This is a genomic window from Shewanella oneidensis MR-1, assembly GCF_000146165.2.
Classification (GTDB): Bacteria; Pseudomonadota; Gammaproteobacteria; order Enterobacterales; family Shewanellaceae; genus Shewanella; species Shewanella oneidensis.
In genome coordinates, this window is the sequence record NC_004347.2 from 4873273 (window position 1) to 4894625 (window position 21353).

Below are 21353 nucleotides of genomic sequence, written 5' to 3' on the forward strand. Positions count from 1 at the left end.
TTTTCATGCAGCTTAGCCAGATAAATTAGTTTAGGGCTAAAGGCGTCGTTACATTATAAAAACTAATGCTTAACATTATTTGCCGCACTGTGGTTTTATTTGATCGTGAGAAATGATTGAGATTAGCGATGGCAAGCAATAAGGCCGCATTTAGCACACATAACGTGTTGAGTTTAGTGCTAAATGCGAAATGGCGGGAATCGTTTAGAGAGATTCTTGAGTAGCGAGCTCATGATAATGTTGTTCTAGGCGACTAAAGGTCGCTTGGGATGTCGGCGTGGCATAAGCTTTAAAAATCATCAATACCCGCAATACCCCTTCGTACAAAATGCCTTTAGTGATGGTGGAAGTGCTTGATTGGGTAAGTTGATAACCAATCCAAAAACTCACAATCATCTTGATAGTATCGGCAAGTGCGGTGATTTTATCGTTATCGATATTTAAAAAACCATCCTGCTTGAGTTTACCGAGCACGTGACTCGAGCGTGTTAGCACTTGCTGCTGAGCATGTAGATAACGACTCTTCAATTCTTCATCTCGGGCCAGAATATCGGCCAAATTGGCGTACATAAAACGGAATTGCCACAGGGTGTAAAACATCGCATCAAAATAGCCGATCAGTTGCTCTACATTGACTTGCTCGCCCTCATAGGGCTGAAAACCCGATTCGAGGTGCGCCTCGTAGAGACTGAAAATCGAGCGAATAATATCTTCCTTATTACGGAAGTGATAATAAAGATTCCCGGGACTCATATTCATGTGAGCGGCAATATGATTGGTGGTGATATTTCGTTCGCCATGTTCATTGAATAGCTCAAGGCTGGCGTAAATAATTTTGTCGCGGGTTTTCATATGTTTTCCAAGTGGCTAGTGAACGCTATATCCCCAAAAAACCTGAAGATGCTGCAACTCGTACCTTTAGGTTATTTGGATATAAAATTGATTAAAAAAGGCTAACCAACGACCGCTACACTGCTGGTAAATTATCCCTAATTTAAAATCGCATGAATTGAGCTCAACGAACAAAAATTCAATACAATTGGTATACGCAAACAACTTCGAGAGGCTGAAACTCGTATCTTGAGGTCGCTTGGGCATATTATGCTAACATTGCCACTATTCATCAGGCAAAAACTCATAAGCACGATTTTTATGAATCGATTTTTTTACAGTGCGCTGCTATATCTTTTATCTCCACTACTTCTTGCCTATTTGGCTTTTCGAGCCATTAAAAGCCCCGATTATCGTGGTCGTTGGGGGGAACGCTTCGGATTAGCCCAACTTAAACCGACGGATTTACTAATCCACTCGGTGTCGATGGGTGAAACACTCGCGGCCATTCCCTTGATCCGTTTGATTATGCAAATGCACCCTGAGCTAAGCATTACGGTTACCACCACCAGTCCCACGGGTTCTGCCGAGGTACGCAAAGCCTTTGGCGACCAAGTTCAGCACTGTTATTTGCCCTTCGATTTGCCTTGGTGTGTGAGCCGTTTTCTGCGCCAGTTGTCCCCTAAATGGTGCATCATAATGGAAACTGAGTTGTGGCCGAATCTGGTGGAGCTAGCGGCTAAGCGCGGCGTGCGCTTGATGCTCGCCAATGCCAGGCTGTCGGCTAAATCGGCGGCGCAATATGCAAAGCGTTCGCAATTAAGCCGCCCTATGCTGCAACGCTTAGATGTGATTGCGGTGCAGACTCAAGCCGAGGCGCAGCGTTTTATCGACCTTGGGGTTGCTGCTGACAGAGTGACTGTTTGCGGCAGTTTGAAGTTTGATTTGAGTATTACGCCCGATCGCTTAACCCTAGCGCGAGAGCTTCGGCAGACTTGGGGGAAAGAGACTGCGCCCGTGTGGGTGGCGGGCAGTGTCCATCCCGGTGAGTTTGATGCCATGTTAAGCGCCCATAAACGGTTGCTCGCCAAGTGGCCCGAGGCGCTGCTGATCATTGCGCCGCGTCACCCTGAGCAGTTTGCGGCGGTGGCAGATGTTGTCGCTCGCCAAGGTTTTGAATATGTGCGCCGCAGTGACGCTCAAGCGATTACTGCCACGACGCAAGTGCTGGTGGGCGATACCATGGGTGAACTATTAACCTTTTATGGCGCGGCCGATCAAGCCTTTGTTGGCGGTACTTTGATTGAAAATGGCGGCCATAATCCCTTAGAACCCGTGGCCATGGGTGTACCTGTAATGGTGGGGCCGAATCATTGGGACTTTGCCCAAATTACTCAAATGCTGGCAGATGCGGGGGGCTTGCGGATTGTGAGTTCAGGGCAAGAGTTGGCTGAAAACTTGATCCAGTATTTTAAGCAGCCAGTGTTATGCCAGCAAGCGGCAAAAGCTGGTCTTGCCGTGGTGGAAGCCAATCGCGGTGCTTTGCAGCGTCAGTTTGCTCTCGCCGAATTGTTACTCACGCGCCAAACAGCCTAACGCTGTCTGGTATTGTTAGACTTTAGGGACTACTGCGTGGTAGCCCTCGAGCAATGCAGCCCAGTTAGCGGGGGTAAAGGCAAGTGTTGGCTGCTTACCTTGTTCTTTATTAAACGAGCGTAGCAGCCGATCAAGGTTCGCCTTTTGCCATTTGGCATTAGGCGTTTTAAGTTCACCGCGGTCAAAATCAATCAGATAGAAGCGCTCTTGCGCACTGTCCGTTTGCTGCGGTTGCCACAAAATATTCTTCGCGTTCAAGTCGGCATGGTAAACCCCACGGCGATGAAACTGCGCAATGGTCGCGCCTAGTGCATGCCATTGTGCTTGAGTCATAGTGCCTTTAGTTAACTTGGCGACCAAGTCTTCGGCACCATCGACCCGCTCAATAATAATGTCGGCACGGTAAAACAGGCCATCGCGCACAATATTGGCGGCGATGGGTTTAGGCACGGCAAATTGTTCGCGGTAAAGCGCATCGAGCAACCTTAATTCGCCCATGGCGCGAGTGTTTTCAAGCCCCGTGTAGAAGTAAGCGTCTTTACTGAATTTTTCCATCATGCCGCCGCGCCAGTAATGCCGCAGTACCCAATGACTGTGCTCAAATGCTACAAACCAAGTGGTATAGCGGCCCTTGGATGACCCCACAACTGCAGATTTTTCGCGCCAAAAATCGACCGAGAACCAAGCCGGCGTGATGTCCTCTGGCGTATCTTGGCAAAGTGCCATATAGCCATTGGCAGTATTTATGATTTTGATTTGTGCGTTCATCGGAGATTTGTTGACTTAAGCGTGGCACCTGCGGCCATTCTACATTAAGATCCTCAGCTTGCGCCAAATAACCTTAAGGGCTATTCGCTTGAGTTTAGATATTAACACCATGAATTCTCTTTGCCTGCTGAGGCTATCGGCTATCGGTGACGTCTGTCATGCCGTGGCGATGGTGCAGGCCATTCAGCGCCAATATCCCCATTTAACGATCACTTGGGTGATAGGCAAACTTGAATATCAGTTACTGAAGCACTTGCCCGGTATTGAGTTTGTGATTTTCGATAAATCCCAAGGCTGGCGTAGCTATTTTTATCTGCATAAGGCATTGAAAGGCCGTCGCTTTGATGTGCTGCTGCATATGCAAGTGGCGCTGCGTGCGACCTTGGCATCCCTCGCGATTTCGGCCAAAGTGCGGGTTGGTTTTGATCGTACCCGCGCCAAAGAAGGCCAATGGCTGGTCACTAATTATCGGGTTGAACCTTTAGCCCAGCCTCATGTGCTCGATGGCTTTATGGGTTTTGCCAAGGCGATTGGCGTAAGCGATCTTACGCCCCAGTGGAATATTCCGGTGCCCAAGGCGGACACTGAGTTTGCCCAAAGCCATATTGCCGAGGGTGAAAAGGTGTTGATTATTTGCGCGGCCGCCAGCAAAGCTGAGCGCAATTGGTTGCCCAAGCGTTATGTCGCGGTGGCGCAGCATGCGATCAACAAAGGTTATCGGGTAATACTTTGCGGCGGCCCCACCGCGCTCGAAAAAGCTTTAGCTGAACAAATTCTGCAGGCATGCCCGGCTAAACTCGATAATTTAGTCGGTAAAACCAGTTTGACTCAATTGCTTGCCCTGCTAAAACGCGCCAGTTTAGTGTTAGCGCCCGATACGGGCCCTGCGCATATGGCGGTCACACAAGGGACGCCTGTCATCGGTTTATATGCCCATTCTAATCCTGGCCGCACCGGGCCTTACCTATCGCAGCAATATGTGGTGAGCGCCTATCAGGAGGCCATCGCCTCACAACAAAGCGGTGAGGTGAAATGGGGAACACGCGCAAAGGGGGCTGATTTAATGGCGCTCATTAGTGTTGAAGCAGTGATAGATAAATTTGATCAGGTTATTCAGCAGACACACAGTTAACCACTGTTAGCCTGTCACCCTGAGTTTTAGATTATCGTTTAGGAGAAAAATCATGCGGATAGCCATAGCCATCGACAGTTTAGCGGGTGGTGGAGCCGAGAAGGTCATGATTAACTTGGCAAAGCAGTTTATCAGCCTAGGGCATGAGCCGCATTTTTTGGTCATGGAAGATAATCGTTATTACGAAACCCCAGACAATTTACCTGTTCATCAATGCTTTGCTGACAAAGATAAAGATTATGACCACTTCGGGCGCCTAGGGGCATCGGTCGATAAGTTACGGGCAAAGATTGCCGAGATTGAGTCCCGAGTCGGTAAGTTCGATCTGTTTTTATCCAATCTTGATAAAACCAATTTGATGATGACCAAAACCGGGGTGACACCACTCTATGTGATTGTGCATTCATCGGTTGAAGAAGAATTGAGTCGTCAGTTTAAGTTAGGCCCCTTCGCCTACTTCAAGAAACTGCGGGCGAAAAAGGCACTTAATGGCCAGCATTTGATCACTGTATCCAATGGCATCGCTAAAGAGATTCAAGCTAAGGGGCGTTTGCACCCAGCATCAATGCGAACCATCTACAATCCATTTGAATTTAATGAAATTGTTGCTCAGTCACAGCAAGATAATCCGCAAATTCCTCAGGGTGACTATCTGATCCATGTGGGACGTTTTGCTAAGCAGAAGCGCCACGATGTGTTGTTTGAGGCTCTTAAACAGACCCAAAATCAGCTACCCGTAGTACTGTTATGTCATAACCATAAGAAGGCGATTAAAGCGGCAAAGAAATTCGGCATCGAGGAGCGCTTAATCATTCCTGGATTCCAGAGTAATCCTTTTCCTTGGATCAAACGTGCGAAAGCACTGGTGCTGAGTTCCGATTTCGAAGGATTGCCGACGGTGTTAATCGAATCCTTAGCCTGTGGCACACCAGTGGTCAGTACCGATTGTCCACACGGACCGAATGAGATTTTGACCGGAAATCTGGCTCCCTATCTTGTGCCCCGTCGTAATCCTGCGGCCTTGGCGAAGATGATTGACGCCGTAGTCGCGCAGCCGCCATCCCTCGAAAATGTGGAGATTTTAGCTAAGGTGGATGCGACTGCGATTGCCGAACAATATCTAGCGCTAGCGAAATAATTTACCCGAGGAGAAAGCGGTGGAAGTGCGTAAATCAAGCAAAAGACGTTATTTGTTGTACATAGCACAGAACTATTCCTATGCGATGCTCAGGCCGCTGCAGCAAGTGATTCTGGCGCGTGGCGATGAGGTATGTTGGTTCCTCGAAGGCCGTGAGGTCGACCCCAAATTCCTTAAAGCGGATGAAAAACGCTTACCCGATATCGATGCCGTTAAGGCGTGGAAACCCGATGCTGTGTTCGTGCCGGGTAACGTGGTGCCAAGTTTTATCCCTGGGGTAAAAGTAGGGGTGTTCCACGGTTTTAACGCGGGCAAAATGAATCATAAGGGGCGAGAAGATCACTTCGAAATCCGCGATTGCTTTGACCTGTATTGCACCCAAGGGCCGGCGACGACGCTACCTTTCCTTGAGCTAGAGAAAAAATTCGGCACCTTTACCGTAGCCGAAACGGGCTGGCCAGCGCTCGATCCTTTATTTATTGAAAATAAAGACAATCCTTACATTAAGCCCGATGATCCACGGCCAGTAGTGCTGTTTTGCTCGACATTCTCCCCCAGTCTGACCTGTGCGCCTGAGGTATTCGAGCAGATAAAAGCCCTGTCGCAAAAGAGCCAGTGGCGCTGGTTAGTACAATTCCATCCTAAGATGAAGCCAAGTATTGTTGAGCAATATAAGACTCTCGAAAATGAAAATCTCCAGTTTGTGGAAACCGACAACGTGATCCCGCTTCTGCAGGCAGGAGATGTGATGCTCTGCGATACCTCGTCGATTTTATTGATGTTTTTAATGCAGCGTAAGCCTGTAGTGACCTTTAAAAATCAGTCACCGAAGGCGCATTTAATCGATATTAACCGAGTCGAAGAGATTGAACCTGCAATCACTAGAGCGCTCAGCCGCACCGATGATTTGATGGCGCATATCCATGATTATTGTAATCAAATCCACCCTACGGGAGATGGTCAGTCGAGCCAGCGTGTACTCGCGGCGACCGATGCTCTGATCGATAAGGGAACCGCTTGGCTTAAACCTAAGCCATTGAACCTACTGCGACACTTTAAAATGCGCCGCAAGTTAGGCTATTGGAAATTGTTTTAAGAAAAAGTAAGGCCGACATAGTGTCGGCCTTGTTTTTAGCTTTGCGCTTTAGTCTCTTCGACCAGCTTAAAGATAATTTCTTGCATGTTTTTCTGAAAATCTTCAATGCTGTGGTTAGCTTTGATGTAGTTAACCGCTTTTAGCGCCAGCTCTCGGCGTAGCGGCTCGTTTTCCATCAAATGGCGGATACCGTCGACAAAGAGTGGGACTTTATCGAAACCATCCCCTAATACCGTGCCGGTAAATACTCCAAATTGGCTGGTGAGTTCATCTGGATCACGACAGCTCACGAGCAGCGTTCCGTAGGATAGGGCTTCCAAAAACGAAATTGGTAGTGCCTCGTGGATTGAGGTGTTCACTAAAATTTTAGCGTCCTTAATCAACTGTGCTTTTTTCTCGCCCTCAACATGTCCTACAAAGTGTAAGTTAGGAATATCAAGGTAGTTATTCATGATGGATTGGTTTTTCTTGGACTGTCTGAAGGATTGACCAAGCATGAAAAACTCATATTCTGGCATCAGTTTGGCAATCTCACAGAACAACCAGCCACGCTTAACCGACTCGATACGGCCGAGGAAGATAATGTGATTTTTCTTCAGATGGGTTTCGACATCGAAGCTGTGATCGATTTCGATAGGATTAGGTAAGTATTTGATCTCGGTTTTATCGTCGAGGTTGTAAAGATCCCGCGCTTTTCTATCGAGAAAACGTGCTTGAGAAATAAAGGAAACTTTACCCGCGGCCCATAGGTCGTGGACAAACTGATAAATGTTGCTATCCCAATAACTTTTCTCAGGAAAAAGTTTTACGGTATTAATCTCGTCCCACTCGTAATCGGGGCGCGGATCTTGAACCCAGAACAACAGTTTTTTATCGATATTTGGGATTGTTTTAAGAATTCGATAGGAATGTGTCGTCATTTCGATGGATAAGAAAAGATCATAGTTTTTCTTTTTTAAGAATCTAATATTAAGAAAATCCATAAACTTAGCAGCAAGACGATACACTTTGATACCATCAATCATATAACGACGAGGAATTAAGCGCTGTTTACTACAATCTTTCTTTATCAGTACTTCTACTTCAATATTCTCATTGGGTAAGTGTTTGGCGATCAGATGACGGGCAAGAAAGCCGTATCCACCGTACACTGTACCTGTACCTGTACCACCAAAATATTCATCGACTAATAAAGCGACCTTTAGTTTACCCATAATTACCCCAAAAATACTCACAAAGTCCATTTGTGAGACAAATTTATTCGAAGACGAGTATTTTGAGGTTTTTAATTCTGCTGATCAATTAAATAATTATTTTATTAATACAGAACGGAGTTTTATATAGCTAGTTTTTTTAAATGTGTTTAATTTGTATCAGTTTAATAAAAGCATTAGGGTGATTAATTGAATCAAAAACATAATTGATACAATTGTTATGTAAAAATTTAATGCGCACCCACTCTGTATCAATTTGTTGCGACTTTAATTAAAAATGGTAATTTATTGCGCTAAGTTAATATATTGAGCGGCAATATATTGGCTGTCTACTGCCTTTAATATTTCTAGATTGTCTAAAGCAGGTGGTGAGGCTAAGCACTCTAGTGCCTTTTGCGCCAGCAGCGCGGGTTGGCGAACGGGGACGAGATATTGTGCTAAATGCCCTGTGAGAATTTCATTGGGCCCGTGTGGGCAATCAGTACTGACGACAGGCGTACCACAGGCTAAAGACTCAATTACAACGGTCGGTAAGCCTTCAAAATCTGAGCTGAGTAACATCAACTCGGCTTTGGCAATCCAGGCGTAGGGATTGTGTTGAAACCCTGGAGTGATGATTCTGTGTTCGACACCGTATTTCTTGGCCAGTTTGCGTGCCTTCTTGGGGCGGTTGCACAGCAGGACAAGCTTAGGGGCTGTTGGCATATCCCTAAGTGCCTTAAACAAAATATCGTGGCGCTTTTGCCGTGTCACGCGGCCGACATGGATCATATAAGGCACGTTTGGGATTTCGGCAATAACTTCCTGAGTCTTCTTGCGGATTTCCTCTAATCTAAAGGGATTGTAGATTGTCTGGACGCTTTGCGGCTTGAGCCAAGAAGTGGCTCTTAGTTCGTCTGCAATACCATTCGAAACTGTGATGATTTTTTTGCCTATCAGTGCCTTGGCTTTTTTCCAGCGGCGCCAGAAATGCACTGGACCGCGCTTTAATTCCATCAATAGCTCTTGCTTAAGGGCGCAATGGCAAAAGTAGTAGCAGGGTTCGAAGTCGCAACCCGATACAACTACATCGCAGTCGGTCGAGTTACTTAAAAATAGCGAGAACTTACCTGATTGTTCCGCTTCGGCCACCTTGGCCTTCAGGTGTTGTCTTTGTTCCTGTAGGCTTGGCTTTTGGCCGGCGTCATACAGGTAATGAATCGTCACATTTTCTGGCGGCATAAAATCTCCCTCTTTATGGAACACAAAGAGGTGAACATCTTGCCCGGCTTCCTGCAGCACTTCGGCCTGAGATAAGGCAATTTTGACCGTGCCATTCGAGAAAAAGTTATGGCAAAAAATGGCGATTTTTTTCATATAAGTGCTCTGATTACGTGGACTTAATCGGTTGCAGTATGGTTTTAATCCTCCTCGGTTGGATGAAAACCATTGCCTACTTAATCCAATATATTGCAAGTCGGTATTATATCAGTTCATGCCTTTACATGGGCTTAATCCGAGGAATTCTTGCCAGTATTTCAATTTTTAATGGGATTTTTGGTGGTTTTTATCTGGAAGATTCACTCAAGTGGCTAAAACGAGTAGACTGGTGGCAATGATTTTTAGGTATTTATCTGAGTCGAGCCAGCAAAGTGCACACAAGAGCGATTTATCCTGGGACGTTTGATCCCATTACCAATGGTCATGCCGATTTGATTGAGCGTGCGGCTAAGCTGTTTAAGCATGTGATTATTGGTATTGCAGCCAATCCTTCCAAGCAGCCAAGGTTTACCCTTGAGGAGCGGGTGGAGCTGGTGAATCGTGTCACTGCGCATTTGGATAATGTCGAAGTGGTGGGGTTTTCTGGCCTATTAGTGGATTTTGCCAAGGAGCAGCGGGCGAGCGTGTTGGTGCGTGGTTTGCGTGCGGTTTCTGACTTTGAGTATGAGTTCCAATTGGCCAACATGAATCGCAGATTAAGCCCCGATCTTGAGAGCGTATTTTTAACGCCTGCCGAAGAAAATTCGTTTATTTCTTCAACCTTAGTGAAAGAAGTCGCACTGCACGGCGGCGATGTGAGCCAGTTTGTTCACCCTGAGGTAGCAAGTGCATTGGCGGCCAAACTCAAACTCGCTAAGGCCTGATTAGGCTTAACTTTTTTCGTGAAACTATGGGGTATTGCCCTCACTGTGATAATGAAAAGGATTTTATGAAGGATGTTATGAAGGCTTTTTTGACCCCGACTCTCCTCGCAGCTAGCGTTGCATCTGGTTTATGGTTTTCATCGACGGTTGCTGCCGCTCCTTGGGTGGATGCCTCTGACATTTATTTAAGAGCTGATATTCAAGCACTTGCCGATGCTGGTGTGATCCGTGTGCCTGTGAATACCTTTCCATTAATGTGGTCAGGAATTGGTGGCGATTTAGCAAAAGTAGAGCCTGAATTGCTTTCTCCCAGATTAGTGCAAGCCTTTGCTCGGGTTAATTTTTACTATCAAAACGCCGTCGATAATCGCGGCAATGCGAGGGTTAAAGTCTCGGGCGCGACCGATCCGGCTCGTTTTCAGCATTATGGCTCCGACTATCGTGAAAAGGGTGAGGTTAAAGCTTCCTACGAATATTTAGGCTCGCGTGTGGCCTATAAAACCACGGTTGCAGAAACTTACGATCCGCAAGATAACAAAAACTTCCGCCTCGATGAGTCTTATTTCGCGGTGATCATGGGCAACTGGATTGCGACTTTAGGTACGGTGGAGCAATGGTGGGGCCCAGGATTTGATTCATCACTCCATCGCTCAAATAATGCGCGCCCGATGCAGTCACTATCACTCAGCCGCAATAATGCCGCCGCCTTTGAAACCCCATGGTTAGCTTGGATTGGGCCTTGGGCCTTCAAGACCGGTTTTAGCATGGCAGAAAAAGAGCGCGCTGTGCCAAAAACAGCTGAATGGGATATGCGCTTTACTGCCAAACCGATTAAACAACTAGAGGTTGGTCTGTCTTGGTCGACACTCTTTTGCGGTGAAGGGCAAAATTGCGACTTCGATTCCTGGTGGGATTCTGTGGCTGGCAATGCTGTTTGTATCGACGGTTCAGATTCTTGTCTTGCTGAGCAGCGCCGTGACGCGGGCCATAAAACCCAAAGCATCGATTTACGCTATGCCGACACTTGGCAGGATATTCCCGTCGGTTTGTATCTCGAGCATAGCTGCGAAAATGGTAGCGATTGTGGCTCGCTTTGGGGCATCGATAGCCATTTCGGTACAGCGGGTAAACAGTTCAAGCTGTTTATGGAGTATTCAGACACCTTTGTTGAATGTGGTGGCAAGGCAAATTGCTTCTATGAAGATCCTGTCTATTTAAGTGGAGCGCGTTACTACGGCAGAGCCTTAGGCTCGACCTATGATAGTGATGCTCAAGTCTTTGTATTGGGTTTGGTAGGTCAGTTCCATAACAGCCGTGGATTCACTTCGTTATTACGTTATGCCAAATTAAATAAAGATGGCACTAATGTGGCGACGACTTGGGCTCCACAGCCACCGAAGGAAGATTTGTTGATGCTGGAGCTTTCCTACCGTATGCCCGTTTGGAAGGGTATGTGGAGTGTAGGTGGCACAGTGTCGAGATCAGAATTTGAGGTACAAGATAACGATACCAACGCAACCTTCTTTAGCAGTTTTGAATATCGTTTTTAAGTTTTTATTTTTATAAACAAAGGCCTGCTAAAACGCAGGCCTTTTTATGTCTTAAAGTAATTATACCAATCACATTAAATATCTAATCAGTTCAGAGCCTCACAGGCATCTCAATCCAAGGCGCATTGACGAAGAAATGGTTATTCCCTTTTAAGTCAATGTAACACGGGAGTGAGATGCCTGTGAGGCTCCCGAAGGGCGGGGTTGAACGGGCTTTATACTGCGTTTAAGGCTTTCGACAGAGCGCCACTATGCCTTCAAGCCTTCGCCTTGTCTAAAGCCCGTTTAACTCCCGCTGAATGAACAGATATTTAATACGATTGGTATTATTGCGCGTAAAAATTGCGGTACCAATCCACAAATTTTGCCACGCCAGTATCAATATCAACTTGGGATTTGTATCCCACGGCCTTAAATAGATCTTCGGTATCGGCCCATGTGGCATGCACATCGCCGGGCTGCATGGGTAAAAATTGCTTTTTCGCCTCGATGCCTAGCGCGCGCTCGAGTGCGGTAATAAAGTCGAGCAATTGCACTGGGCTGCCATTACCTATGTTGAATACGCGATAGGGCGCGCTGCTGTTGGCTGGCGTCCCCGTTTCAACACGCCAGTCTGGAGTTGGACTGGGTGGCTTGTCTTGTACCCGAATAATGCCCTCAACGATATCATCGATATAGGTAAAATCACGGCTAAGATCGCCATGGTTATACACATCAATCGTTTCACCGGCGAGAATCGCTTTGGTAAATTTAAACAAGGCCATATCGGGTCGCCCCCAAGGGCCATACACGGTGAAAAAGCGTAAACCTGTTGTGGGTAGCTGGTACAAATGCGAGTAAGTGTGCGACATCAATTCGTTAGCTTTTTTGGTTGCCGCGTAGAGGGAAATCGGATGATCGACGCTGTCCTCGGTCGAAAACGGCATTTTTTGATTCAATCCATAAACCGAAGACGAAGAAGCATACACAAGGTGTTCAATCTTATGGTGGCGACAACCTTCTAAAATTGTAAGGTGACCGACAAGATTGCTATCGGCATAAGCAAGGGGGTTATCTAGGGAGTAGCGCACTCCGGCTTGCGCGGCAAGATGGATAACCCGTTGAAAGCCCTGTTGTGCAAACAGTTTTGCGATGCCTTCTCTATCGGCGAGATCCAGTTTGATAAAATGAAAGTTGCTTAATGCTTCGAGCGGTGCGAGTCGAGCTAACTTGAGCGCCACATCATAGTAGTCATTGAGATTATCAATACCGACCACCTCATGGCCCATTGCGCAGAGGCGCTTACTGACGTTGGCGCCGATAAACCCTGCCGCGCCTGTGACTAAGTATTTCATGGTAAACCTTGGTGTTGGGGACGCTTAGTCGTGGTGGAACAGATCTCGAGTGTAAACCTTATCGGCAACATCTTCGAGTTCACTGGTCATGCGATTTGTAACGATAACATCGCACATGGCTTTAAATTCTTCTAAATTGCGGATAACGGTTGATTTAAAGAATTCGCTTTCCTTGAGGACGGGTTCATAGACCACGACTTCAATACCTTTGGCTTTAATGCGTTTCATCACGCCTTGCACCGCAGAGGCACGGAAGTTGTCCGACTCTGACTTCATGATCAGTCGGTAAATCCCCACTCGCTTAGGCTGCTTACTGATAATGGCATCGGCAATAAAATCTTTACGAGTGGTGTTGGAATCGACAATGGCGCTGATCAGGTTGTTGGGCACATCGTTATAGTTTGCGAGTAATTGCTTAGTATCCTTTGGCAGACAATAACCACCATAACCAAAGGAAGGATTGTTGTAGTAATCACCGATGCGAGGATCGAGACATACACCCTCGATAATTTGGCGCGTATTGAGTCCTCGGCTCTCGGCATAGGTGTCCAACTCATTAAAATAGGCGACGCGCATGGCTAAAAAGGTATTGGCAAATAACTTAATTGCCTCAGCTTCGGTGCTGTCGGTGAGCAAAATCGGAATATCTTGTTTAATCGCCGCATTAACAAGAAGGGTCGCAAAGGTTTGGGCGCGAGCTGAACGCTCACCCACAATGATACGGGAGGGGTGAAGGTTATCGTAAAGTGCTTGGCCTTCGCGTAAAAATTCGGGTGAGAACAGGATGTTATCGCTATTTAATCTGGTTCTCAAACTCGCAGTAAAGCCAACGGGTACAGTCGATTTAATAATAATCGTCGTGTCAGGATTCAGGGAGAGGACTTCCTTAGCGACATTTTCTACCGATTGAGTATTAAAGTAGTTGGTTTGCGGATCATAGTCAGTCGGGGTGGCTATTATGACAAAATCGGCGTCTTTGACTGCGTTTTTGTCCATCGTGGCACGTAGATTTAAGGCGCTATTGCGCAGGTATTCTTCAATCAGGTTGTCGGCGACGGTTGATTTTCGGTCATTGACTAATTTGACACGTTCAGGCATCAGATCAATAGCAGTCACTTGGTTTTGCTGCGCGAGCAACACCGCATTTGATAGGCCAACGTAGCCCATTCCAACCACAACTATGTTCATAGATTCAATAAGGTTTGGCATGTAGTTCTCTAACCTAGCATTTTCTGCGGCGATAAAATATGTCATTTCAATGAAATCCACAGTTCCAAATTAAGTACTCTTTTCTCGCATTTTACGCCTATACAATACTGGACTTGCATTCGGTTTAAGTCATAACACCCCATCAATACAGATTTTTATTTTGCAACAATCCTATGTTACCGTATTTATGGTCATAAACGCTGGAGTATTAATGTGATTTCAGTTGTCATCCCCGCAAAAGACGAGGTGGGCAATATTGGCCCATTAATGAAAGAGATATGCCAAGCCCTGCAAGGGGTGACTGAGTTTGAAATTCTGGTCGTCGATGACGGTAGCCAGGATGACACCTTTGGTGAAGTTATTCATACCGCTGAACTGATGCTGTGCAATGCAAAAGCCATTCGTCACGAGCGCAGTACAGGCCAAAGCACCGCGATATCTACAGGCGTTTTACATGCGCGCGGTCAATATATCGTGACGTTAGATGCCGATGGGCAAAATGATCCCGCCGACATTCCCGCTATGCTGGCACAACTGCCGCAGATCCATGCTGAACATTTTTGTATCGCGGGCTACCGTAAAAATCGCAAGGACACGGCATGGAAGCGATTCCAATCTCGCTTTGCTAATAAAGTTCGCGATGCACTGTTACATGATGGTGTGCCCGACACCGGCTGTGGCTTAAAACTCTTCCCCCGCGAAACCTTCCTGCGCATGCCTTACTTCGACCATATGCACAGATATATCCCAGCATTAGTGCGCCGAATGGGGGGAGAAGTATTTATTTCTGTCGTAAATCATAGGGATCGCCAACTAGGGGTGTCTAAATATACGGCATGGAATCGTGTCTGGGTCGGCATTGTCGACATTATGGGCGTAATCTGGCTTGGGCGCAGGGCGAAAATCGCTAAGGTCGCCCGTAGCGAAACCCGCTGGCACGATTAAGATGAAGCGACTCTATAAGGCGATGTTTATCGTCTTTATTCTGCTGGTGTTAATGTTTGCATCCCAACAAGGGCTGTTCGAGCATGTGACCAATAGCAATTGGGTGGCGCACTTTATTAAAGCGGAAGGAAACTATGCGTTAATGGCTTTGCTGGCAGTGGGCGCCTTATTTACCGCTGTAGGTGGGCCAAGGCAAGTTATCGCCTTTGTGTTTGGCTTTGCTCTCGGTGGTATCTATGGTGGCTTATTTTCCACCTTAGCGGCTTTGCTTGGCTGTGTGCTGGTGTTTTATACCGCGAGATTGACGATACGCAGTAGCCTACAGCGACGTTTTGGCCATCGCTTGCAAAAATTTGAGGCGCTGATCATTCATCGGACTTGGTTAAAAGTCTTAATGATCCGCCTGTTGCCCGTAGGCAGTAATCTGCTGACAAACCTGTTTGCAGGGGCGACGCATATTTCCCCCGGGGGATTTTTATTTGGCAGCATGCTGGGTTATTTACCGCAGATGCTGATTTTTAGTTTTGCGGGTGCGGGTATTGGTTTAGCTGATCATAATCAGCTGTGGATCAGTATCGGGTTGTTTATTGTCTCTAGTCTTATTGGCGCTTACCTTTACCGTTCTAGCCTGCGTAAACAGGTGGATGAATTGGAACACTAAATAACCTGAGCTAGGAATAAGTAGAGCCGCTGAATAGGCATCTTTTCGGGCCTCTCTGCGTTGCACTGTCTAACCATAGCTCGCTATGGCGTACGACAGAGCGCCTTGATATGCGCAAAAATCTGCGCATTCAGTCAGAAAAAAGATTTTTTATCTTCAAAAAATCACTTATATCATTGGTTTGTTAAATTTAGATTTTTTCGACTCTCATTACCCCGAGTTCAGGTTAAATAGGGATTAGGAATGGATGCATTAAATCGTCGTTTAAATAGCGAAGATTATTACCAAGTACTCTGGCCGCTGCTGTTGATGAGTTTGCTTATCTTGCTCGTCGGCATTGGTTTTCGCTCCCCTTGGCCCGCCGATGAGCCGCGGTTTGTGGAGGTCGCACGGGAAATGGTTGCCTCGGGCCAATGGTTATTCCCAACCCGAGGAGGGGAATATTATCCCGATAAGCCACCCGTGTTTATGTGGGCCATCGCGCTGTGTTATCAACTCACAGGCTCGTTAAAGCTCGCTTTCTTACTCCCTAATGCCCTCTGCGGTTTGCTAACCGTTTTCCTGGTTTATGATCTCGGCGCTAGGCTGTGGAATGTAAGAGTTGGGCGCAACGCCGCTTTATTGCTCCTCATCGTGCCGCAATTTTTAATGCAGGCGAAAAATGCCCAGATAGATGCCATGGTGATGTGTTGGATTACCGTGGGATGTTACGGATTAATCAGACATTTTATGCTTGGTCCTAAATGGCATTGGTATTTTATCGGCTGGGCGTTTATGGGGCTTGGGGTGATCACTAAGGGGGTTGGCTTCTTGCCCTTATTACTGCTCATTCCAATTTGTATCTACGCCATTAAAGATAAAACCCGCTTTGAGGGCCGCTTAACCTGGCTTTGCCTAGCAGGGCCCTTGGCCATGCTTGCTGTGATTGCCTGTTGGTTAGTGCCAATGGTCCTCACGGTACAAGCCCATGGCACACCAGAGTTAATTGCTTATCAAAATAACATTTTGTTTAAGCAAACGGGTGAGCGTTACGTCAATGCTTGGCATCATATCAAACCTTGGTATTTCTTCGTGCTGAGCGTGATCCCTTGGATGTGGTTCCCTATTACCTTGCTGGTAATCGCCTATTGGAAGCAATGGCTGCAAAAGGTGAAGGCGGATCCCACCATTGCGATTCTGCTAATTTGGGTCGGGCTCGTGGTGTTATTTTTTAGCATCAGTCCGGGTAAGCGTAATGTGTATATTCTGCCCGCATTACCTATGCTGACCCTTGCTGTGTCGGCGGTATTAACGGGCGCGTCACCCAAGGTATGGTTTGAAAAACTACTTAGCGGCGTGCTCTGGTTCTTAGGCGCGTTAGTATTAGTCGCGGGAGTGCTGGCATTTATTCATCATCCTGCGCTGGTTAAAGCGCTTAAGGACTATACCGATGATCTTACGGGTATTGGTTACCTGTTTATTTTGCTCGGTGTTCTCTGGTGTGTTCTGCTATGGCTGGCGCGCCGTCAGTTTGCCTTGGTGAAGGTGGGGCTGGTTTCAGCCTTGGGCTGGGTGCTGGTGAGCACTTGGGGTTATTCCTTGCTCGATGAAATGCGCACCCCCAGAAGCCTAATGCTGCATACCGCTGAGGTGATTGGTGAGGATGCCGAACTTGGGCTAGTGAACTTTAAAGAACAGTTTATTCTGTTCTCCCCCATGAGCGTGACCCACTTTAGTTATCTTGCTCCGGTCGAAGAACAAGAGCGTAACGCATGGCTATGGATGCAGGAGAACAAGCAGCGTTATGTGTTAGTGCCGAGCGGCGCAGAGCTAAGTTGTTTCGATATCAAAGGCGGCAACAGCATGGGTATTGCTCACCGTGAGGAGTGGATTTTGTTATCCGCTTCAGAGCTTAAGCCACAGTGCGAAGCGCCAAAGCGTGAGTACCGATACTTTACCGACCACCCCGGGCGTTGGTTAAAAGAATAAAAAGTAAATGCCCGCTATCGCGAATAGCCTTGTTATTTGAATAACTTAACAGGGTGATTGAGTACAGCTCCGAGATAGCGGTATTTTAGCGTTCTATTGCTTCTCATACGCTTTAGACGGAGTGCGCCTGCTCCCAGCTAGTCCATATAAGATTAAAAACACTGCATTGATTCAGCGGCTCGACAAACTGTTGTGCCGCCATCGCAATGATTTCCTGACGAATTTACTTACACCGAGTCAAATTCCCTCACGCTCCCCATATACAGCTTTATCCCCACTAGCGGACATTGTCTTAACACACTATACCCAGCATAACCTAGAGCAAGTCTTCAATGAGGCCCACAGGGCGACACAAGCAGTGATAATTACCACACCTTTGGGGAAAGAATAAGAATTAACCGCAGGCTAAGTTGAGCCAAGACATGATGCCAGCTACAGAGTCTCGCCATGGAAATAGCGGCCACAAAGGTATTAAAGTTCGCCCTTAAAAACTCAGCGATAACCAGCAGTACTTTGGTCTGCTCAGACATAAAAAATCAGCCGCAACGTAGGTTGCGGCTGATGATGTGGCTCCAGCAAGATCGTTCAAATAAACTAAACAATCTGTATTAAGCCAATACAGGATGTTGATTTAATCAACGCGAGCTTAATCCGTCGACGTAGGATTTTTCTCTTTCGCTTTTCGCTCTCGTTTACTGAAGATCCGCTCAACAATGACGAAGAACAGTGGCACGAAGAAGATACCTAAGAAGGTCGAACTCATCATACCGCCAAGTACACCGGTACCAATGGCGTTCTGACTGCCCGAACCCACACCTGTACTAATGGCTAGCGGTACAACCCCCAGACCAAAAGCGAGCGACGTCATTAAAATCGGACGTAAACGCACGCGGACCGCATGTAAGGTCGCCTCAACCAGACCCGCCCCCTTCTCGTAGAATTCTTTTGCAAATTCCACAATCAAGATGGCGTTCTTGGTTGCCAAACCAACCGTTGTTAACAGACCCACTTGGAAGAACACGTCGTTAGGCAAGCCTCGACCATTCATCGCCAATAGAGCACCGATAATCCCCAATGGAACCACAAGGATAACCGCAAACGGTACTGACCAGCTTTCATACAAGGCTGCTAATACAAGGAATACCACCAGAATCGACAACGCATACAAGGCTGGTGCTTGGTTACCCGATAAACGTTCCTCGTAGGATAAGCCGTTCCACTCGATGCCAAAGCCAGGTGGTAGCTGCTTAACTAAGTCCTCCATGATAGTCATGGCAGCACCCGTACTAAAGCCTGGTGCAGTTGCGCCTTGAATATTCACCGCTGGTAAACCGTTAAAACGTTCTAGACGCGGTGAGCCGTATTCCCAAGAACCTGTTGCAAAGGCCGAAAATGGCACCATGTCACCCTTGTTGTTACGCACGTACCAAGTGTTGAGGTCTTCAGGCTGCATACGGTATTGGGCATCACCTTGCACAAATACCTTTTTCACACGGCCGCGGTCGATAAAATCGTTCACATAGGAACCACCCCAAGCAGTTGCCAACACACTGTTAACGTTAGCAATATCAACGCCTAATGCGCTCAACTTTGCATGATCAATATGCAATTGATAGATTGGCGCATCTTCCTGACCATTAGGGCGAACACCCATAAGGTTTGGATTCTGAGCCGCCATACCCAGCAATTGGTTACGAGCCGCTATTAACTTATCGTGGCCTTGACCGTTTTTATCTTGCAGGTACATGTCAAAACCATTCGCCGTACCCAGCTCAATAACCGCAGGTGGTACGAAGGCAAATACGAAGGCGTCTTTAATTTGACTAAAGGCACCCATAGCACGACCCGCAATAGACTGCACATCCATACCAGGTGCTTCACGCTCTGACCAATCCTTCAAGCCAACGAAAGCGATACCCATGTTTTGGCCTTGACCCGCAAAGCTAAAGCCCGCCACGCTGAATACCGATCTCACGCCTTCTTCAGCCATGAAGTGATCGGATACCTTATCCAGCACTTTGAGGGTACTTTCTTGAGTCGAGTTTGTTGGCAAAATCGCCTGCGTAAACAAGATACCTTGGTCTTCATCGGGTAAGAATGCAGTTGGCATACGCATGAAGATCCAACCGACGGCGACCACTAAAGCCACATAAATCATCATGACTCTAAAGCCACGCTTCACTATGCCCGCCACACTGGATTCGTAACGGTTAGTTAAGCGATCAAAGTTACGGTTAAACCAACCGAAGAAACCGGTTTCAATATGACCATGTCCCTTCTGCACGGGTTTTAACATAGTGGCACAAAGTGCCGGCGTTAAAATCAAGGCCACTAATACCGACAATGCCATCGCAGACACGATAGTGATCGAGAACTGACGGTAAATGACCCCAGTAGAACCCGACATAAATGCCATTGGCACAAATACAGCAGATAACGTCAAACCAATACCAACTAAGGCGCCAGTGATTTGATCCATCGATTTACGAGTCGCTTCGAGTGGGCTCAACCCTTCTTCCGACATCACCCGCTCAACGTTTTCAACCACCACGATGGCGTCGTCCACCAACAGACCAATCGCCAGCACCATAGCAAACATGGTAAGGGTGTTGATAGAGAAGCCCGTGGCCGACAAAATCGCAAACGTTCCCAGCAAGACCACTGGTACCGCAATCGTCGGAATTAAGGTCGCACGGAAGTTTTGCAGGAAGAGGTACATGATGACAAACACCAGAACAATCGCTTCGAGCAGGGTGTGTACCACGCCTTCTATCGATTTCTCAACGAATGGCGTAGTATCGTAGGGATAAACAACATCCAACCCTTGCGGGAAGAAAGGTCGCAATTCTTCAACTTTATCACGAACAGCTTCAGCGGTATCCAACGCGTTTGCGCCTGTCGCCAGTTTAATCGCTAAACCAGTAGCAGGCTTACCATTGTAGAACGAGACAACGGCATAACTCTCTGAACCTAACTCTACGCGCGCCACATCACCGAGGAACACATTCGCACCCGAAGTATCAGACTTCAGGATAATCTTGCGAAACTCTTCAGGGGTTTGCAAACGACTTTGCGCCGAAACAGTGGCGTTAAGTTCTTGCCCTTGAATTGACGGCGTACCACCCAACTGACCCGCAGACACCTGCGCGTTTTGAGCACGAATCGCCGAGATCACCTCTAAACTGGTCAAGTTATATTGAGTCAGTTTTAAAGGATCAAGCCATATACGCATCGCATATTGGGCACCAAACAGCTGAATTTCACCCACGCCCGGTACACGGCTCATGGGATCTTGTACGTTTGCACCCACATAGTCGGCGATGTCGCCTTTATCTAAGGAACCGTCAGTCGATACGAAACCCAGCACCATCAARAAGCCAGAACTTGATTTGTTAACGTCAACCCCTTGAGCCTGTACCTCTTGTGGTAACAGGGTCATTGCACCCTGCAATTTGTTCTGAACTTGTACCTGAGCAATATCAGGATCGGCTTCGGCATTGAAGGTCAAAGTGATTTCAGCATTACCGAAACTATCGCTGGTTGAGGCAATATAACGTAGGTGATCGATACCCTTCATGCGTTGCTCAATCACCTGAGTCACTGAGTCTTCAACAATCTTGGCCGATGCACCAGGGTAGTTAGCACTGATCACCACGGTTGGCGGTGCAATGCTGGGATATTGAGAAACCGGCAGGGTGCGAATTGAAAGCACCCCCGCCAACATAATAATTAAGGCGATCACCCACGCAAAGATGGGACGATCAATAAAAAAACGTGCCATAGCTATG

At 47.1% G+C, this 21353-nt stretch carries 17 protein-coding genes; 9 read left to right on the forward strand and 8 right to left on the reverse strand.

The genetic code is table 11. From position 1 onward, the window contains the following. Window positions 1-204: 204 nt before the first annotated feature. Complete coding sequence (locus tag SO_RS21730) at window positions 205-852, reverse strand: TetR/AcrR family transcriptional regulator (protein WP_011074266.1); 648 nt, start codon at window positions 850-852, stop codon at window positions 205-207. Window positions 853-1152: 300 nt separating this feature from the next. Here SO_RS21730 and waaA point away from each other — a divergent pair, with 300 nt between their 5' ends. Continuing rightward, window positions 1153-2427 (forward strand): lipid IV(A) 3-deoxy-D-manno-octulosonic acid transferase, encoded by a 1275-nt coding sequence (waaA, locus tag SO_RS21735; protein WP_011074267.1) that lies wholly within the window; start codon window positions 1153-1155, stop codon window positions 2425-2427. A gap of 15 nt (window positions 2428-2442) precedes the next feature. Here waaA and SO_RS21740 read toward each other — a convergent pair whose 3' ends face one another. Then, window positions 2443-3195 carry a 3-deoxy-D-manno-octulosonic acid kinase gene (locus SO_RS21740; RefSeq protein WP_011074268.1) on the reverse strand — a complete coding sequence of 251 codons (753 nt, stop codon included), beginning with the start codon at window positions 3193-3195 and terminating at the stop codon, window positions 2443-2445. Window positions 3196-3283: 88 nt separating this feature from the next. On the opposite strand from SO_RS21740, the gene SO_RS21745 reads away from it, so the two are divergent. The 3 genes from SO_RS21745 to SO_RS21755 are packed head-to-tail and all read left to right on the forward strand — an operon-like array spanning window position 3284 to window position 6561. Then, window positions 3284-4327 carry a glycosyltransferase family 9 protein gene (locus SO_RS21745; protein ID WP_011074269.1) on the forward strand — a complete coding sequence of 348 codons (1044 nt, stop codon included), beginning with the start codon at window positions 3284-3286 and terminating at the stop codon, window positions 4325-4327. Window positions 4328-4379: 52 nt separating this feature from the next. Further along, entirely contained in the window at window positions 4380-5465 is a 1086-nt protein-coding gene (locus SO_RS21750; protein WP_011074270.1) for a glycosyltransferase, read from the forward strand. 19 nt (window positions 5466-5484) lie between these two features. Then, the gene (locus SO_RS21755) at window positions 5485-6561 is read left to right on the forward strand and encodes a CDP-glycerol--glycerophosphate glycerophosphotransferase (protein WP_011074271.1); all 1077 of its coding nucleotides are present in this window, start codon (window positions 5485-5487) and stop codon (window positions 6559-6561) included. A 35-nt stretch (window positions 6562-6596) separates the two neighbouring features. Here the strand turns inward: SO_RS21755 and SO_RS21760 are convergent, their stop codons facing one another. Further along, window positions 6597-7775, reverse strand: coding sequence for a glycosyltransferase family 4 protein (locus SO_RS21760; RefSeq protein ID WP_011074272.1), 1179 nt, complete (start codon window positions 7773-7775; stop codon window positions 6597-6599). A gap of 285 nt (window positions 7776-8060) precedes the next feature. Continuing rightward, complete coding sequence (locus SO_RS21765) at window positions 8061-9131, reverse strand: glycosyltransferase (RefSeq protein ID WP_011074273.1); 1071 nt, start codon at window positions 9129-9131, stop codon at window positions 8061-8063. A 275-nt stretch (window positions 9132-9406) separates the two neighbouring features. Here SO_RS21765 and coaD point away from each other — a divergent pair, with 275 nt between their 5' ends. Together coaD and SO_RS21775 are read left to right on the forward strand one after the other, a co-directional pair. Further along, complete coding sequence (coaD, locus tag SO_RS21770) at window positions 9407-9898, forward strand: pantetheine-phosphate adenylyltransferase (protein ID WP_011074274.1); 492 nt, start codon at window positions 9407-9409, stop codon at window positions 9896-9898. A gap of 77 nt (window positions 9899-9975) precedes the next feature. Beyond that, window positions 9976-11448 (forward strand): capsule assembly Wzi family protein, encoded by a 1473-nt coding sequence (locus SO_RS21775; protein WP_011074275.1) that lies wholly within the window; start codon window positions 9976-9978, stop codon window positions 11446-11448. 326 nt (window positions 11449-11774) lie between these two features. Here SO_RS21775 and SO_RS21780 read toward each other — a convergent pair whose 3' ends face one another. Continuing rightward, window positions 11775-12782 (reverse strand): NAD-dependent epimerase, encoded by a 1008-nt coding sequence (locus tag SO_RS21780; RefSeq protein ID WP_011074276.1) that lies wholly within the window; start codon window positions 12780-12782, stop codon window positions 11775-11777. A gap of 24 nt (window positions 12783-12806) precedes the next feature. Then, on the reverse strand, window positions 12807-13970 hold the full coding sequence (locus SO_RS21785; RefSeq protein ID WP_011074277.1) for a nucleotide sugar dehydrogenase: 1164 nt from the start codon (window positions 13968-13970) through the stop codon (window positions 12807-12809). Between the two features lie 234 nt (window positions 13971-14204). Here SO_RS21785 and SO_RS21790 point away from each other — a divergent pair, with 234 nt between their 5' ends. The 3 genes from SO_RS21790 (at window position 14205) to SO_RS21800 (ending at window position 17565) form a co-directional block, all read left to right on the forward strand. Beyond that, a complete protein-coding gene (locus SO_RS21790) occupies window positions 14205-14936 on the forward strand; it encodes a glycosyltransferase family 2 protein (RefSeq protein ID WP_011074278.1) in 732 nt (243 codons plus the stop codon). A 1-nt stretch (window position 14937) separates the two neighbouring features. After that, the gene (locus SO_RS21795) at window positions 14938-15597 is read left to right on the forward strand and encodes a TVP38/TMEM64 family protein (RefSeq protein ID WP_011074279.1); all 660 of its coding nucleotides are present in this window, start codon (window positions 14938-14940) and stop codon (window positions 15595-15597) included. A 243-nt stretch (window positions 15598-15840) separates the two neighbouring features. Then, on the forward strand, window positions 15841-17565 hold the full coding sequence (locus SO_RS21800; protein ID WP_011074280.1) for an ArnT family glycosyltransferase: 1725 nt from the start codon (window positions 15841-15843) through the stop codon (window positions 17563-17565). Between the two features lie 365 nt (window positions 17566-17930). Here the strand turns inward: SO_RS21800 and SO_RS21805 are convergent, their stop codons facing one another. Both SO_RS21805 and SO_RS21810 read right to left on the reverse strand, forming a co-directional pair. Continuing rightward, a complete protein-coding gene (locus SO_RS21805; RefSeq protein WP_164925804.1) occupies window positions 17931-18095 on the reverse strand; it encodes a hypothetical protein in 165 nt (54 codons plus the stop codon). 116 nt (window positions 18096-18211) lie between these two features. Next, on the reverse strand, window positions 18212-21346 hold the full coding sequence (locus SO_RS21810; protein ID WP_011074281.1) for an efflux RND transporter permease subunit: 3135 nt from the start codon (window positions 21344-21346) through the stop codon (window positions 18212-18214). Window positions 21347-21353 lie beyond the last annotated feature (7 nt).